Raw genomic sequence first — 14,539 nt, 5'->3', positions numbered from 1 at the left:
GAACTGTGAATCCGCGGCCCCCACCGGTCCGGGCATCCGTACTAGGCTGGATTCCAGTGATCCTGGCCCTGTTCCGCGCGGGGCGCCCCATCAACAAAGGAGAGTCATGGCAGGCGAGTCAACGTTCGACGTCGTAAGCAAAGTGGACAAGCAGGAAGTGGCCAACGCGCTCAACCAGGCCCAGAAGGAACTCGCCCAGCGCTACGACTTCAAGGGCGTCGGGGCCGAGGTGGACTTCAGCGGCGAGAAGATCCTCATGAAGGCCAACTCCGAGGAACGCGTCCTGGCGGTCCTGGACGTACTGCAGTCCAAGCTGATCCGCCGCGGAATCTCACTAAAGTCGCTGGATACCGGCGAGCCCTACGCATCCGGCAAGGAGTTCCGACTGGAAGCCTCCATCAAGGAAGGCATTGCGCAGGACCTGGCCAAGAAGATCAACAAGCTGATCCGGGACGAGGCGCCCAAATCGGTGAAGTCCCAGATCCAGGGCGACGAACTGCGGGTCTCCTCCAAGTCCCGCGATGACCTGCAGGCCACCATGGCGCTGCTGAAGGACTTCGAGGAAGCCGACCTGCAGTTTGTGAACTTCCGCAGCTAGCCCTCCCCGCCGTCGATTTCGACGCGGATAATTTCCTCCGCTACGCCTAACGGCCGGCGCACCCGATATACGGGGGGCGCCGGCCTTTTTGCGTGTCGCGGGCGGCTTTGCGTCTTGCGGACGGCCTTGCGTGTCGCGGGCGGCTTTGCGTCTTGCGGACGGCGGAGCCGGTCGCCGATTCCGCTGCGGCCCCGCCATGCGTAACGAACGCGAGATTACAGCACGTTTAGTTTGCGTAATTGCCAGCGCCGGGTAATCTCATCCTTAGGCCTGCCTAAGTAAGGCTTACCTGAGCGAAAGAACCTCCATGACTGCCAACTACCTGATCGGCCTGCGCGAAGGACTCGAAGCCACCCTGGTGGTGGTCCTCCTCATGGCCTACCTGGCCAAGACGGACCGCCGCCACCTCATCCCCCGGCTGTGGACAGGCGTTGCGGCGGCCGTGGCTGTCTCCGTCGGGTTCGGGGCCCTCCTGACCTTCGGCCCCAAGGGCCTCACGTTTCAGGCGCAGGAGGCGATTGGCGGCAGCCTGTCCATCCTCGCCGTCGGCCTGGTCACCTGGATGGTCTTCTGGATGGCCCGCACCGCCCGGACACTCGGGAGCGACCTGAAGTCGCGGGTCGACCGCTCCGCAGGCGGAGCCGGCTGGGGCCTGGCCGTGGTGGCAGCCATCGCCGTGGGACGGGAAGGCCTGGAAACGGCCCTCTTCCTGTGGGCGGCGGCCAAGGCCACCGGTGAGACCACCCAGCCACTGCTGGGCGCCCTGCTTGGCCTGGCAACCGCGGCCGGCCTGGGCTACCTGCTGCACCGCGGCGTCCTGAAGGTCAATCTCTCCCGCTTTTTCACCTGGACCGGCGCCGCCCTCATCGTCATCGCCGGCGGCGTGCTGTCCTACGGCGTCCATGATCTCCAGGAGGCCCGGCTCCTTCCGGGCCTGCACTCCCTGGCGTTCGATATCAGCGCCGCGGTACCGCCGTCGTCCTGGTACGGCACCCTGCTCAAGGGCACCCTGAACTTCTCCCCGGCTACCACCTGGCTGGAAGCCGCGGCGTGGCTTGTGTACGTACTGCCCGTGCTGTTCCTCTACCTGCGCACGCACTTCACGTCGGTGCCGCCAGGCAGGACCATGGCCGGCAACAACCACACCGCCAAAGCCCCGGCCGCTGCCTGACGGCCTGCCTGACCCCCAAAGACCTCCGCACCCGCACCCAAAGGACAACCCAATGCCCGGCTTCACCCTGCCCAAAACACCCCGGTACGTCTTCCGAAACAAGCCCGCCGCCCTTGCTGCCGCCGTCGTGGCCGTCCCTCTGCTCCTCACCGGCTGCACGGACAACACCAAGGCAGCGGACACCTCGGGTGGCGCCATCGAGGTTGTCAGCTCAAACACCGAGTGCAAGGTCTCGGCCGGCAGCGTGCCCAGCGGAAACCTCAGCTTCTCCGTGAAGAACGAGGGCACGGAGGTCACCGAGTTCTACCTGCTGGCAGCGGACGGGCTGCGCATCCTGGGCGAGGTGGAGAACATCGGCCCCGGCCTGACCCGCAACCTGGTGGTCACCGCCCCGGCAGGCACCTATACGACAGCCTGCAAGCCGGGCATGGAAGGCGACGGGATCAGGGGCGCCCTGGAAGTCACCCAGTCCGGAAACCAGCCGTCGGCCGACACGGACTTCCAGCACCTCCTGGACACCGCCACCGGGCAGTACGCCTCCTACGTCAAGGACCAGAGCGAGCAACTGCTCACCGGCACCCAGCAGTTCGCCGCCGCCTTCGCGGCCGGCAACGCGCAGGAGGCGCGCTCCCTGTACGCCGCAACGCGCCAGCACTGGGAACGGATCGAGCCCGTGGCCGAGTCCTTTGGGGACCTGGACCCGCAACTTGATGCCCGTGAAGCCGATCTCGAACCGGGCCAGGAGTGGACCGGCTGGCACCGTGCCGAGAAGGACCTGTTCCCGCCGGCGGACTACACGGCGTTGACGGCAGCGGAACGGTCCTCGATCGCAGACCGGATGGTGGCCGACACCAAGGACCTGGTGGAGCGCACCCGCACCCTGGAGATTTCCGCGGACATGCTGGGCAACGGCGCCAAGGAACTGCTGGACGAGGTTGCCACCGGAAAGGTGACCGGGGAGGAGGAGATCTGGTCGCACACGGATCTTTGGGACTTCCAGGCGAACGTCGACGGCGCCCGCATCGCCTTCGAAAGCCTGAAGCCCGCATTGCTTCGGAAGGACGCTGCCCTGGCCGCCTCCCTGGATGAGAAATTCGCCGCACTGCAGGCGGAGCTGGCCACGCACGCCCAGGGCACCGGCTTCGCCTCCTACGACAAGCTGGCCCCTGAGCAGGTCCAGCGGCTGGCGTCACTGGTTGACGCGCTCGGCGAACCGCTGTCCCGGCTGACGGCGGCGGTGGTCCTGTGACCGGCTGCCCCTTTGGCGGCCGGCCGCCGGAGGCCTCCGCGCCGGATGAACCTGCCGCTTCACCTGGGGCGGCGCAGGATGGCGGGGACCGGGAACAGCCGACGGCGGGAGCCCGCCTGAGCAGGCGCGGCCTGTTTGGCATCGCCGGACTGGGCGGTGCGGCAGCGGGGCTCGCCGCAGGCTTCCTGGGGCACGACGCCGTGGCCGCCTCTGCCGCGCCGCCGGCCGCCGACAGCCCGGTGGTCCCCTTCCACGGCGACCACCAGGCCGGCATCACCACCCCCGCCCAGGACCGCCTGCACATGGCCGCGTTCGACGTCACCACGACGAAGCGTGAGGAACTGGTCCAGCTGCTCAAGGACTGGACGCGGGCTGCGGAAGCACTGACCGAGGGCCGCCCGGCGGGCGCAACCGGCGCCGTGGACGGACCCTATGGCGCCCCTCCGGAGGACACCGGCGAGGCGCTGGACCTCAACGCGGGAAAGCTGACCCTGACCTTCGGCTTCGGCGGCGGCCTGTTCGAAAAGGACGGCGTGGCCCGCTTCGGACTGGAAGGACGCCGGCCCGAGGCCCTGGCCGACCTGCCGCACTTCCCCGGCGACGACCTGGACCCCGCCCGCAGCGGCGGCGACCTGGTGGTGCAGGCCTGCGCGGATGACCCCCAGGTGGCGGTGCACGCCATCCGGAACCTGGCGCGGCTCGGCTTCGGCAAGGTGCGGGTCAGGTGGTCCCAGCTGGGCTTCGGCCGGACCTCGTCCACGTCCCGCACGCAGCAGACCCCGCGGAACCTCTTCGGGTTCAAGGACGGCACCAACAACCTGAAGGTGGAGGACCAGCAACTGCTGGACCAGCATGTGTGGGCAGCGGCCGCCCGGCCCCAGGATGCCTGGATGGCAGGCGGCAGCTACCTGGTGGCCCGCCGGATCCGCATGCACATCGAGATCTGGGACCGCACGTCCCTGGGCGAACAGGAAGGCCTGATCGGCCGGACCAAGGGAACGGGTGCGCCCCTGTCCGGCGGCGGGGAGTTCACCGAGCCCGATTTCGCGCGGCAGGGCAAGGGCGGAAAACCCCTGATCCCCCTCGATTCCCACATGCGGATGGCACATCCCAGCCAGAACAGCGGGGTGCGGATGCTGCGCCGGGGCTACAACTACACCGACGGTTCCGACGGCCTGGGGCACCTGGACGCCGGGCTGTTCTTCATTGCGTTCGTCACCGATCCACGGACCCACTATGTCCCCATGCAGATGGCGATGGCCAAGGGCGACACCCTGGCGGTGGAGTACCTGAAGCACACGGGCTCCGGACTTTTCGCGGTGCCGGGCGGGGTGAAGCCCGGCGGCTTCATCGGCGAAGGCCTCTTCGCGTAGCGGGACCGCCCATGCCGGCCCCGCCCCGCCGTCGTTCCCGACGCGCCAAAGGCTAACCGCTGCGCAGGTTCCTTGGCGCACCCGAAATACCAGGGGCGCCAAGGAATCTGCGCAGCGAAAATGAAGGTGCGCGTCGCCGGCGAAGGCGCGGGTCGCTGCTGAAGGCAGGGCGTCGGCATACAGGTCCGACGGCGGGCAACCGGCTACGGCTGCCGGCCGGCCATCCGCTCCAGCCGGGCGATCCGGTCCCGCATGGGCGGGTGGGTGGCGAACAGCTTGTTCATGGCGCCGCCGCGGAAGGGGTTGGCGATCATGAGGTGGGAGGCGTTGACCAGCCGCTGGTCCTGCGGCAGGGGCGCGATGGTGACGCCGCGTTCGATCTTGGCCAGGGCCGAGGCGAGCGCCAGCGGATCGCCGGTGAGCTGCGAACCGTCCTCGTCGGCGTCGTACTCCCTGGTGCGGGAGATGGCCATCTGGATCAGCGACGCCGCGAACGGCGCCAGCAGTGCCATGGCGATCATGGCCAGGGGGTTGGCGTTGCGCCGGTCACCGCCGCCGAAGAACAGCAGCATCTGCCCCACGGACGTGATGACGCCCGCGACGGCGGCAGCCACGGATGAGGTGAGGATGTCCCGGTTGTAGACGTGCATCAGTTCGTGTCCCAGGACGCCGCGGAGTTCACGGGCGTCCAGGAGCTGGAGGATGCCCTCGGTGCAGCAGACCGCGGCATTTTGCGGATTGCGTCCGGTGGCGAACGCGTTGGGGTTCATGGTGGGCGACACATAGATGCGCGGCATGGGCTGGTTGGCGCGCATCGAAAGCTCGCGGACAATCTGGTAGAGCTGCGGCGCCTGGGCTTCGGAGACCGGGATGGCCTGCATGGCCCGGATGGCAATCTTGTCGCTGTTCCAGTACCCGTAGAAGGTGGTGCCGACGCCGATCAGGGCCATGATCCAGATGGGGGCCGAGCTGCGTGTCCCCACGCCGATGAGCCCGCCAAGGCCCAGCAGCACCGCCCACAGCACCCCGAACAGTGCCGCGGTCTTCAGTCCGTTGTGATGGTTGTGCACGTTTCCTCCTCGTTAAAAGGAACGGCCGGCTAGGGAACCGGGTTCCGCGCATCGTACGTCCGGAAGCCCGGCTGCAGTTTCGCCGCCAGCAAGGCCCCCGCAATACACAGCGCACCGCCGAGCAGCAGGACCCAGCCCTCATTCAAAATCTTAGTCGCGCCACCCGCCAGCACGTCCCCGATTCGAGGGCCGCCGGCCACCACCACGATGAACACGCCCTGCAGCCGGCCGCGGAGGTGGTCAGGGGCCGCGGCCTGCAGGATGGTGTTGCGGTAGACGCTGCTGATGGAGTCGGCAATGCCTGCAAGGACACAGCAGACGGCGGCGGGCAGGAGCCACAGGGTCACCGCCCCGGCCGGCGCGGGACCGGCCAGCAGCACCACCAGGCCGAACGCCCCGATGGACGCGCCCCAGCCCATCACCGAAACGACGACGGCGGTCCCCTGGCGGCGCACGCTGCCCAGCGGACCGGAGAACAAGCCGGCCAGGAAGGCCCCGACGGCGGTGCAGGCCAGCAGGATGCCCACGGTTGCCTCGCCGCCGCCGATCATGAGGGCCGCGACGGCGGGCAGCAGCGCCCGCGGCTGGGCAAGGACCATGGCGATGAGGTCGATGATGAAGGTCATGCGGAGGTTGGGCCGCGTACCAAGGAACCGGAACCCCTCGATGACGGAGCGGATCCCCGCCTTGCTGTGTCCACCGGTGGGCGGCATGGGTGGCAGCCGGTAGACAGCCCATAAGACGAAGGCAAAGCTCACGAAGTCGATGGTGTAGGTCCAGCCGAACCCGAGCCACGCCACCAGGAGGCCGGCCAGCAGCGGCCCCGCGGTCATGGCAAGGCCCAGGGTCAGCATGCTCAGCGCGTTGGCGGCCGGCAGGAGTTCCTTGCGGATGAGCGTGGGGATGATGGCGCTGCGTGCCGGCTGGTTGATGGCCTGGGCCCCGCTTTGCAGTGCCACCAGCAGGTACAGCACCCACACGTTGCCGAGCTGCACCCAGGCCTGCAGTGCGATCAGGCCGGTGGTCAGCCAGAGCACGGTGGTGGCCAGCAGGGCAATCCGCCTGCGGTCGTGGGCGTCGGCGATGGAGCCGCCCATCAGGCCACCGATCACGAGGGGAACCAGCGCGAAGATGCCCAGCAGGCCCACGTAGAAGCTGTCCTGCGTCAGGCGGTACACCTCGAGGCTCACTGCCACCAGGGTGAGCTGGCTGCCGACGGCGGACACCGCCGATCCGAGCCACAACCGGCGGAATGCCGGGCTTTCCCTGAGCGGCGTGACATCGGCAAGCAGTTTCCCCACCCCCGTAACACTAGCGGGCGACACGGGAAGGTAAGCCACGCCTTATTGTGAGTTGCTAAAAATAAGTGTTTCAATGGAGCCATGATGGAGCACTTTGACGGCCAGGAAGCGTGGGCTGCAGCCCTGCGCGCCCACGGCCGCAGGGTGACCAAGCAGCGGCTGGCCGTCCTTGCCGCCGTCGAACGCCACCCGCATTCACCTGCCGAAAGCATCCTGGCCGCCGCCCGGGCCGAACTGCCCGAGCTGACGGCCCAGTCTGTCTACGTGGTCCTGGGCGACCTGACGGACCTGCACATGCTGCGCCGCTTCGAGCCCCCGCACTCCCCCGCGCTGTACGAGACACGCGTGGGCGACAACCACCACCACGCCATCTGCATCAGCTGCGGGCGGGTGGAGGACGTGGACTGCGCCGTCGGCCATGCCCCGTGCCTCACGCCCCACTGGAACCCTGACGCCAAGCCCATGACCATCCAGATCGCGGATGTCATGTACCAGGGCATCTGCCAGGACTGCCAGCGGGCCCAGCAACTTCCTCCCCATAGTCCCTCGCAAGAAAAAGAGAAATAGGAGAACAATGACTGCCGTTTCCACAACCCAGTCAGGTGCGCCGGTTACGTCCGACGCTCACTCGAAGTCAGTTGGTGCCGACGGTGCCATCATCCTGACCGACCACTACCTCATCGAAAAGCTTGCCCAGTTCAACCGCGAACGGGTTCCGGAGCGCGTAGTGCACGCCAAGGGCGGCGGCGCCTTCGGCACGTTCAAGGCCACTGAGGACATCTCCAAGTACACCAAGGCCGCGTTCCTGCAGCCGGGCGCCGAGACCGAGATGCTGATCCGCTTCTCCTCCGTCGCCGGCGAGAACGGTTCCCCGGACACCTGGCGCGATCCCCGCGGTTTTGCCGTGAAGTTCTACACCACCGAGGGCAACTACGACCTCGTGGGCAACAACACCCCCGTCTTCTTCATCCGCGACGGCATCAAGTTCCCGGACTTCATCCACTCGCAGAAGCGCCTCCCGGGCACGCACCTGCGTGACGCCGACATGCAGTGGGACTTCTGGACCCTGTCCCCCGAGTCCGCACACCAGGTCACCTGGCTCATGGGTGATCGCGGCCTGCCTGCCTCGTGGCGCGAAATGCAGGGCTACGGCTCGCACACCTACCAGTGGATCAACGCCGCAGGCGAGCGCTTCTGGGTCAAGTACCACTTCAAGTCCAACCAGGGCGTGAACTCCATGACCAGCGAGCAGGCTGAGCAGCTGGCCGGTTCCGACGCAGACTTCTACATCCGCGACCTGTCCGAGAACATCGCCGCCGGCAACTTCCCCTCCTGGGACCTGCACGTCCAGGTGATGCCGTACGAGGACGCCAAGACCTACAGGTTCAACCCCTTCGACCTGACCAAGGTGTGGCCGCACGGCGACTACCCGCTGATCAAGGTTGGCACCATGGAACTGAACCGCAATCCGGAGAACTACTTCGCGCAGATCGAGCAGGCCACCTTTGCGCCGTCGAACTTCGTCCCCGGCATTGCCGCCTCGCCGGACAAGATGCTGCAGGCCCGCATCTTCTCCTACGCCGATGCGCACCGCTACCGCGTGGGCACCAACCACGCCCAGATCCCGGTGAACCAGCCCAAGAACCAGGTCAACAACTACAGCCAGGACGGCGCCGGTCGCTACCTGTTCAACGCCCCGTCGGTTCCGGTCTATGCACCGAACTCCGTGGGCGGCCCCGCTGCGGTTGAGCCGCAGAACCCGGCCGGCGGCTGGGAGAACGACGGCGAGCTGACCCTTGCCGCGCACTCCCTCCACGCGGAGGACAGCGACTTCGTGCAGGCCGGTGCGCTGTACCGCGAGGTCTACGACGAGGCCGCCAAGGCCCGGTTCCTGGAGACCATCTCCGGTGCAGTGGGCGGCGTCAAGAGCGCCGACATCAAGGAACGGGCCATCCAGTACTGGACCAACGTCGACGCCGAACTCGGCGCCAAGCTGCGCGCCAACCTCGGCGCAGGGGATGCCCCCTCCGCTCCGACGTCGGCCGCAGAGTCCGCCAACAAGGTCGGCTGACCAGGCTTCCTGCCGGCTGAACCGAAAGAACACCCCGTCACGGGCCTCCGTGGCGGGGTGTTCTGCTGTCGGGCCGCTTTTGCACATACGGCGGCGTAGATCTGGCTGGTTGCGGGCGGCAGCCCTACGCTCCGTAGATGAACACTTTCGCAGGCATCCCCATCGAAGCTTTCCGCTTCTACGCACAGCTGGAGGACAACAACAACCGCGACTGGTGGCTGGCACACAAGGCAACGTACGAGGAATCAGTCAAGGCACCACTCACCCTCCTGCTCTCCGAGCTGGAACCCGAGTTCGGACCGGCCAAGCTTTTCCGCCCCAACCGCGACGTCCGCTTCTCACTGGACAAGTCGCCCTACAAAACTGCCCAGGGAGCATTCGCTGCGCGCCAGGAAGGCGTGGGTTTCTATCTCCAAATCAATGCTGACGGGCTGTTGATCGGTGGGGGCTACCACTCCCACACTCCCGCCCAGCTGGCACGGTTCCGCGCGGCCGCCGACGCTTCCGCCAGCGGCGCCGCCCTTCAGGCCATTGTTGATGCCGTGGCCGGCGCCGGTTTTGCCATCGAGGGCGAGACGCTGAAAACCGTCCCGCGGGGATTCGACAAAGACCATCCCCGCGCCGAACTGCTCAAGCACAAATCGCTCTCCGCCGGAGTCGAGGTGGGCCGGCCGGAGTGGGTCTCCACACCCGCCGCGAAGGAGCGGATCGCGGAACGGTGGCGGCAGCTCCGGCCGCTCGTGGAATGGGTGGGCCGGTACGCCGCACCCTGAAACGTGGCTGCCTTAACTGCGGCTGCCCGCCAGGCACAGGCCGGGCGGGCAGTTCAGGAGGCGTGGGTGGCAGGCCGTCAGGTGCGGCTCAGCTCATCCTCGTCCCGTTCAGCGGCGGGGGCTGCAGCGGCGCCGGCCGCGCCGTTGACGCTGGTGTTGGCCTCGGCGAAGCGCTCGTTGAGCCGGGAGTGCCGCTGTCCGTACGCGAAGTAGATCGCCAGGCCAATGACCAGCCAGAAGGCAAAGAAGATCCAGGTCTCCACGGCGAGGTTGGTCATCAGGTACAGGCACAGCACCGCGGAGACAACCGGCAGTACCTTGCCGAACGGGACGCGGAAGGCGGGCTTCAGGTCCGGGCGCTTCCTGCGGAGCACCAGGATGCCCAGGCTGACCACCACGAACGCGGACAGAGTGCCGATGTTGATCATTTCCTCGAGCAGGTCCACGTTGGTCAGGCCTGCCACCAGGGCAACCGCGGCGCCGCAGATGATCTGGAGGCGCGCCGGGGTGGAACGCTTGTCGCTGGTCTTGGACAGCGACCGGGGCAGCAGTCCGTCGCGGCTCATGGCCAGCACCACGCGGGACAGGCCCATGAGGAGCACCATGATCACGGTGGTCAGGCCCACCAGGGAACCGAAGGCGATGACCTTGGCGGCGGACGTGTCGCCCACGGCCTCGAAGGCAGTGGTGAGGGTGGGGCTCTTGGCCTCGGCCAGCTGGGTGTAGGACACCATGCCGGTCAGGGCCAGGGACACGAGGATGTAGAGCAGCGTCACCAGGGCCAGGCCGCCAAAGATGCCGCGGGGCAGCGTCTTCTGCGGGTTCTTGACTTCCTCGGCGGAGGTGGCCACCACGTCGAATCCGATGAAGGCGAAGAACACCAGTGCGGCCCCGGCGAAGATGCCCATGGTGCCGTACTGGGCGGGCGCGGCACCGGTCAGGAAGCCGAAGAAGGACTGCTTCAGGACGTCCGCGGCGCCGGTGCCTGCCGTGGGCTGGGCGGCGGGAACGAACGGGCTGTAGTTCTCCAGCTTCACGTAGGTGAAGCCCACCACGATCACGAACAGCACCACGCCGATCTTGATCAGGGTGAAGATGTTTCCCACGCGGGCGGACAGCTTGGTGCCCAGCACCAGCAGCACGGTGAAGATGGCCACGATCAGGAAGGCGCCCCAGTAGAGGTCCACGCCGCCCAGCGAGAGGGCCGGCGGGATGTCGAGGCCCGTGAGGGCAAACACCTTGCTGAGGTAGATGCCCCAGTACTTGGCGATGACGGCGGCGGCCGTGAACAGCTCGAGGATCAGGTTCCAGCCGATGATCCAGGCAAGGAGTTCGCCCATGGTGGCGTAGGTGAAGACGTAGGCCGATCCGGCCACGGGGATGGCGGTGGCGAACTCGGCGTAGCACATGATGGCCAGCGCGCACGTGACGGCGGCGATGGCGAAGGAGACGGTGACGGCGGGGCCCGCGAAGTTGGCAGCGGCCTTGGCGCCCACCGAGAAGATACCGGCGCCCACAGCAACGGCGACGCCCATGATCATGAGGTCCCAGGTGCTGAGGGAACGCTTGAGTTTGCGCCCTGGCTCATCGGCGTCGGCAATCGACTGCTCGATGGATTTTGTCCGCAGAAGATTCATAAGGGGGGTCACAATCCTGGTTTGTGATGGAAACAGACCTATCAACGATAGTGTCCATCCACTGGACGGCCCCAATCGTCCCGAATAGTGAGACGGCCTCTGCGCCGAATATTCTTCCGCCAACGCGCTCGGGGCCCTCCTAATGGAGAGCCCCGAGGCGTAATGCATCGAACTTGCTAGGCAGGCCAGTCCATCAGCGTTGACCGGATCAGGAAGCGTTTGCCCTCCGGCGCTTCCACCGAAAAGCCGCTCCCCCGGCCCGGTACAACGTCCACGGTCAGGTGGGTGTGGCTCCAGTAATTGAACTGTTCCCGGGACATCCAGAACTCCAGCGGAAGTGGCTGCAGGCCGTCGGACAGGTCGAACAGCCCCAGGAGGACGTCCGAGTCCCCCGTGATGAAGTCCCCTGCCGGGTAACACATGGGTGAGGACCCGTCGCAGCAGCCTCCGGACTGGTGGAACATGAGCGGTCCGTGCCGGTCCCAGAGCATCCGCAGCAGGTCCACGGCCGCCGGCGTGAGCGCCACCCGGGAAAAGTCTTCCCCGGGCAGCGTCACGGCGGCGTCCATCCCGTGGTCCGGCATCAGAACCTCAGCACCACGCGGCCGTCGATCTTGGCGTGCTTCATCTCATCGAAGACGGCGTTGACCTCGGAGAGCTCCCGGACGGACACTGTGGGGCGGATCTTTCCCCTGGCGTAGAAATCCAGCGCTTCCTCAAGGTCCTGCCGGGTTCCGACGATGGAACCGCGGACCGTCAGCCCCTTGAGCACGATGTCGAAGATCGGCGCCGGAAAGTCCCCCGGAGGCAGTCCATTGAACACGATGGTGCCGCCCCTGCGGGCCATGCCAATGGCCTGTCCGAATGCTGACGGATGCACCGCCGTAACCAGCACCCCATGGCACCCTCCTGTTTCACGCTGGATCACCTCTACCGGATCTTCATGCAGCGCGTTGACGGTCACTTCCGCTCCGTGGGTCCTGGCCAGGGCCAACTTGTCGTCGGCGACGTCCACGGCGGCCACCCGCAGGCCCATGGCGACGGCGTACTGGACGGCGATGTGCCCCAGCCCTCCGATGCCGGAGATGGTGACCCACTGCCCCGGCCGGGTCTCGGTCATCTTCAGGCCCTTGTAGACGGTGACGCCGGCACAGAGCACCGGCGCCACCTCGACGGGGTCGGATCCCGCCGGTATGCGCGCCGCGAAGCGTGAGTCCACGAGCATGTACTCCCCGAAGGACCCGTCCACCGTGTAGCCGCCGTTCTGCTGGGCCTCGCAGAGGGTCTCCCAGCCGGTGCGGCAGTACTGGCAGTCACCGCAGGCGGACCACAGCCAGGCGTTGCCCACCACGTCTCCGATGCGGAGGTCGGTGACGCCTTCACCCAGTGCCACCACCTCCCCCACGCCCTCGTGGCCGGGAACGAACGGCGGGGCGGGTTTGACCGGCCAGTCCCCTTCTGCTGCGTGGAGGTCGGTGTGGCATACGCCGGTGGTCAAGACTTTGACCAGTGCCTGGCCGGGCCCGGGTACCGGCATGGCGACGTCCTGGACGGACAGGTCGGCACCGAATTTGTTTACTACTGCTGCTTGCATTGTCGTCGTCATTGGCGAAATCCTTGCGTCGTTGTAGCGGGGGGTAGTGCTGGCCTAGAAGAAGCCCAGCTTGTTTTCGTCGTAGCTGACCAGCAGGTTCTTGGTCTGCTGGTAGTGGTCCAGCATCATGGCGTGGTTTTCACGGCCGATGCCCGAGGACTTGTAGCCACCGAAGGCGGCACCCGCCGGGTAGGCGTGGTAGTTGTTGACCCAGACACGGCCGGCCTGGATTTCCCGGCCGGCGCGGTAGGCCACGTTGCCGTTGCGGGACCAGACACCGGCGCCCAGCCCGTAGAGGGTGTCGTTGGCGATGCCCATGGCGTCGTTGTAGTCGCTGAACTTAGTCACCGCCACCACGGGCCCGAAGATCTCCTCCTGGAAGATCCGCATCCGGTTGTGGCCCTCAAACACGGTGGGCTGGACGTAGAAGCCACCCGCCAAATCGCCCGGGAGTTCGGCGCGGGCGCCGCCGGTGAGGATCCTGGCGCCTTCCTGCTTTCCGATGTCAATGTAGGACAGGATCTTCTCCAACTGGTCGTTGGAGGCCTGTGCACCAACCTGCGTATCGGTGTCCAGCGGGTTGCCCTGGACCATCTTTTCCACCCGGGCCACGGCGTCCGCCATGAAGGAGTCGTAGATGTCCTCCTGGACCAGCGCCCGGGACGGGCAGGTGCAGACTTCGCCCTGGTTGAAGGCGAACAGCGCGAAACCTTCCTGGGCCTTGTCGTAGAACGCGTCGTTCTCCTGGGCAACGTCGTTGAAGAAGATGTTGGGGCTCTTGCCGCCCAGTTCCAGGGTGACGGGGATGAGGTTCTGGCTGGCGTACTGGCTGATCAGCCGGCCGGTGGTGGTCTCGCCGGTGAAAGCGATCTTCCGGATCCGGGAGCTGGAGGCCAGCGGCTTGCCGGCCTCCACGCCGAAGCCGTTGACCACGTTCAGCACGCCGGCGGGCAGCAGGTCCCCGATGAGTTCCACCAGCACCAGGATGGAGCTTGGCGTCTGTTCGGCGGGCTTGAGCACCACCGTGTTTCCGGCGGCGAGCGCGGGTGCCAGCTTCCAGACGGCCATGAGGATGGGGAAGTTCCAGGGAATGATCTGGCCCACCACGCCGAGCGGTTCGTGGAAGTGGTATGCGGTGGTGTTCTCGTCCAGCTGGGAGAGGCTGCCTTCCTGGGCACGGACGGCTGAGGCGAAGTAGCGGAAGTGGTCCGCCGCCAGCGGCAGGTCCGCGTTCAGGGTCTCCCGGACCGGCTTGCCGTTGTCCCAGGTTTCGGCGACGGCGAGCATTTCCAGGTTTTCGTCGATGCGGTCGGCGATCCTGTTCAGGATGGCGGCACGTTCCGCTGCTGAGGTCTTGCCCCAGGACGGTGCCGCCTTGTGCGCCGCGTCCAGCGCCAGTTCGATGTCTTCGGCCGTGCCGCGGGCCACCTGGCAGAACGCCTTGCCCGTCACCGGAGTGATGTTGTCGAAGTATTGCCCCTTCACGGGGGCCACCCATTCCCCGCCGATCCAGTTTTCGTACCGATCCTTGAAGGTGACCTTCGAACCGTCGGTTCCCGGCTGTGCGTAAACGGTCATGTGCTTAGCTCCTTTGCTGTGCAGAAGGCGGGCCCCAGGGGCCGTTCGCCGTTGGAGACAGCGTAGGAGTTGGCAGGTTGCAGCCAGGTTGCAGGCCTGTGGCCGGTGTCACAGGGGGGCGTTG

Annotated in this window: 13 protein-coding genes; 7 read left to right on the top strand and 6 right to left on the bottom strand. The window is 66.8% G+C overall.

The features are described from left to right. Positions 1 to 106: 106 nt before the first annotated feature. The 4 genes from AC6JAM_RS14200 to efeB all read left to right on the top strand — a co-directional run bounded on the left by AC6JAM_RS14200 (position 107) and on the right by efeB (position 4,391). Positions 107 to 598 (top strand): YajQ family cyclic di-GMP-binding protein, encoded by a 492-nt coding sequence (locus AC6JAM_RS14200; RefSeq protein ID WP_018769043.1) that lies wholly within the window; start codon positions 107 to 109, stop codon positions 596 to 598. 307 nt (positions 599 to 905) lie between these two features. Further along, entirely contained in the window at positions 906 to 1,769 is an 864-nt protein-coding gene (gene efeU, locus AC6JAM_RS14195; RefSeq protein WP_497935141.1) for an iron uptake transporter permease EfeU, read from the top strand. Positions 1,770 to 1,821: 52 nt separating this feature from the next. Continuing rightward, positions 1,822 to 3,018, top strand: a complete 1,197-nt coding sequence (gene efeO, locus AC6JAM_RS14190) for an iron uptake system protein EfeO (protein WP_497935140.1) — start codon at positions 1,822 to 1,824, stop codon at positions 3,016 to 3,018. After that, positions 3,015 to 4,391, top strand: coding sequence for an iron uptake transporter deferrochelatase/peroxidase subunit (gene efeB, locus AC6JAM_RS14185; protein ID WP_497935139.1), 1,377 nt, complete (start codon positions 3,015 to 3,017; stop codon positions 4,389 to 4,391). Before efeO ends, efeB begins: the two co-directional genes overlap by 4 nt. Positions 4,392 to 4,594: 203 nt before the next feature. Here the strand turns inward: efeB and htpX are convergent, their stop codons facing one another. Both htpX and AC6JAM_RS14175 read right to left on the bottom strand, forming a co-directional pair. Beyond that, the gene (gene htpX, locus AC6JAM_RS14180) at positions 4,595 to 5,461 is read right to left on the bottom strand and encodes a zinc metalloprotease HtpX (protein WP_056393047.1); all 867 of its coding nucleotides are present in this window, start codon (positions 5,459 to 5,461) and stop codon (positions 4,595 to 4,597) included. Positions 5,462 to 5,490: 29 nt separating this feature from the next. Continuing rightward, positions 5,491 to 6,762: an MFS transporter gene (locus AC6JAM_RS14175; protein WP_497935138.1), complete on the bottom strand. Its 1,272-nt coding sequence runs from the start codon at positions 6,760 to 6,762 to the stop codon at positions 5,491 to 5,493. An 81-nt stretch (positions 6,763 to 6,843) separates the two neighbouring features. Between AC6JAM_RS14175 and AC6JAM_RS14170 the strand changes: the two genes are divergently transcribed. From AC6JAM_RS14170 to AC6JAM_RS14160, 3 genes are all read left to right on the top strand, one after another. Beyond that, positions 6,844 to 7,329: a Fur family transcriptional regulator gene (locus AC6JAM_RS14170; protein WP_497935137.1), complete on the top strand. Its 486-nt coding sequence runs from the start codon at positions 6,844 to 6,846 to the stop codon at positions 7,327 to 7,329. A gap of 7 nt (positions 7,330 to 7,336) precedes the next feature. After that, a complete protein-coding gene (locus AC6JAM_RS14165) occupies positions 7,337 to 8,833 on the top strand; it encodes a catalase (RefSeq protein WP_018760545.1) in 1,497 nt (498 codons plus the stop codon). Between the two features lie 137 nt (positions 8,834 to 8,970). Beyond that, positions 8,971 to 9,606: a DUF2461 domain-containing protein gene (locus AC6JAM_RS14160; RefSeq protein ID WP_497935136.1), complete on the top strand. Its 636-nt coding sequence runs from the start codon at positions 8,971 to 8,973 to the stop codon at positions 9,604 to 9,606. 77 nt (positions 9,607 to 9,683) lie between these two features. Here the strand turns inward: AC6JAM_RS14160 and AC6JAM_RS14155 are convergent, their stop codons facing one another. The 4 genes from AC6JAM_RS14155 to exaC form a co-directional block, all read right to left on the bottom strand. Continuing rightward, positions 9,684 to 11,243, bottom strand: a complete 1,560-nt coding sequence (locus AC6JAM_RS14155; RefSeq protein WP_134163931.1) for an amino acid permease — start codon at positions 11,241 to 11,243, stop codon at positions 9,684 to 9,686. Between the two features lie 176 nt (positions 11,244 to 11,419). Next, entirely contained in the window at positions 11,420 to 11,827 is a 408-nt protein-coding gene (locus AC6JAM_RS14150; protein WP_026265729.1) for a DUF779 domain-containing protein, read from the bottom strand. After that, positions 11,827 to 12,849, bottom strand: coding sequence for an alcohol dehydrogenase AdhP (gene adhP, locus AC6JAM_RS14145; RefSeq protein ID WP_497935135.1), 1,023 nt, complete (start codon positions 12,847 to 12,849; stop codon positions 11,827 to 11,829). The genes AC6JAM_RS14150 and adhP overlap by 1 nt, the downstream gene beginning before the upstream one ends. A gap of 42 nt (positions 12,850 to 12,891) precedes the next feature. After that, positions 12,892 to 14,415 (bottom strand): acetaldehyde dehydrogenase ExaC, encoded by a 1,524-nt coding sequence (exaC, locus tag AC6JAM_RS14140; RefSeq protein ID WP_018769031.1) that lies wholly within the window; start codon positions 14,413 to 14,415, stop codon positions 12,892 to 12,894. Between the last annotated feature and the right edge of the window lie 124 nt (positions 14,416 to 14,539).

The organism is Arthrobacter sp. GmRoot5-12 (assembly GCF_059739365.1).
This window is presented reverse-complemented; position numbering and strand designations above follow the sequence as displayed.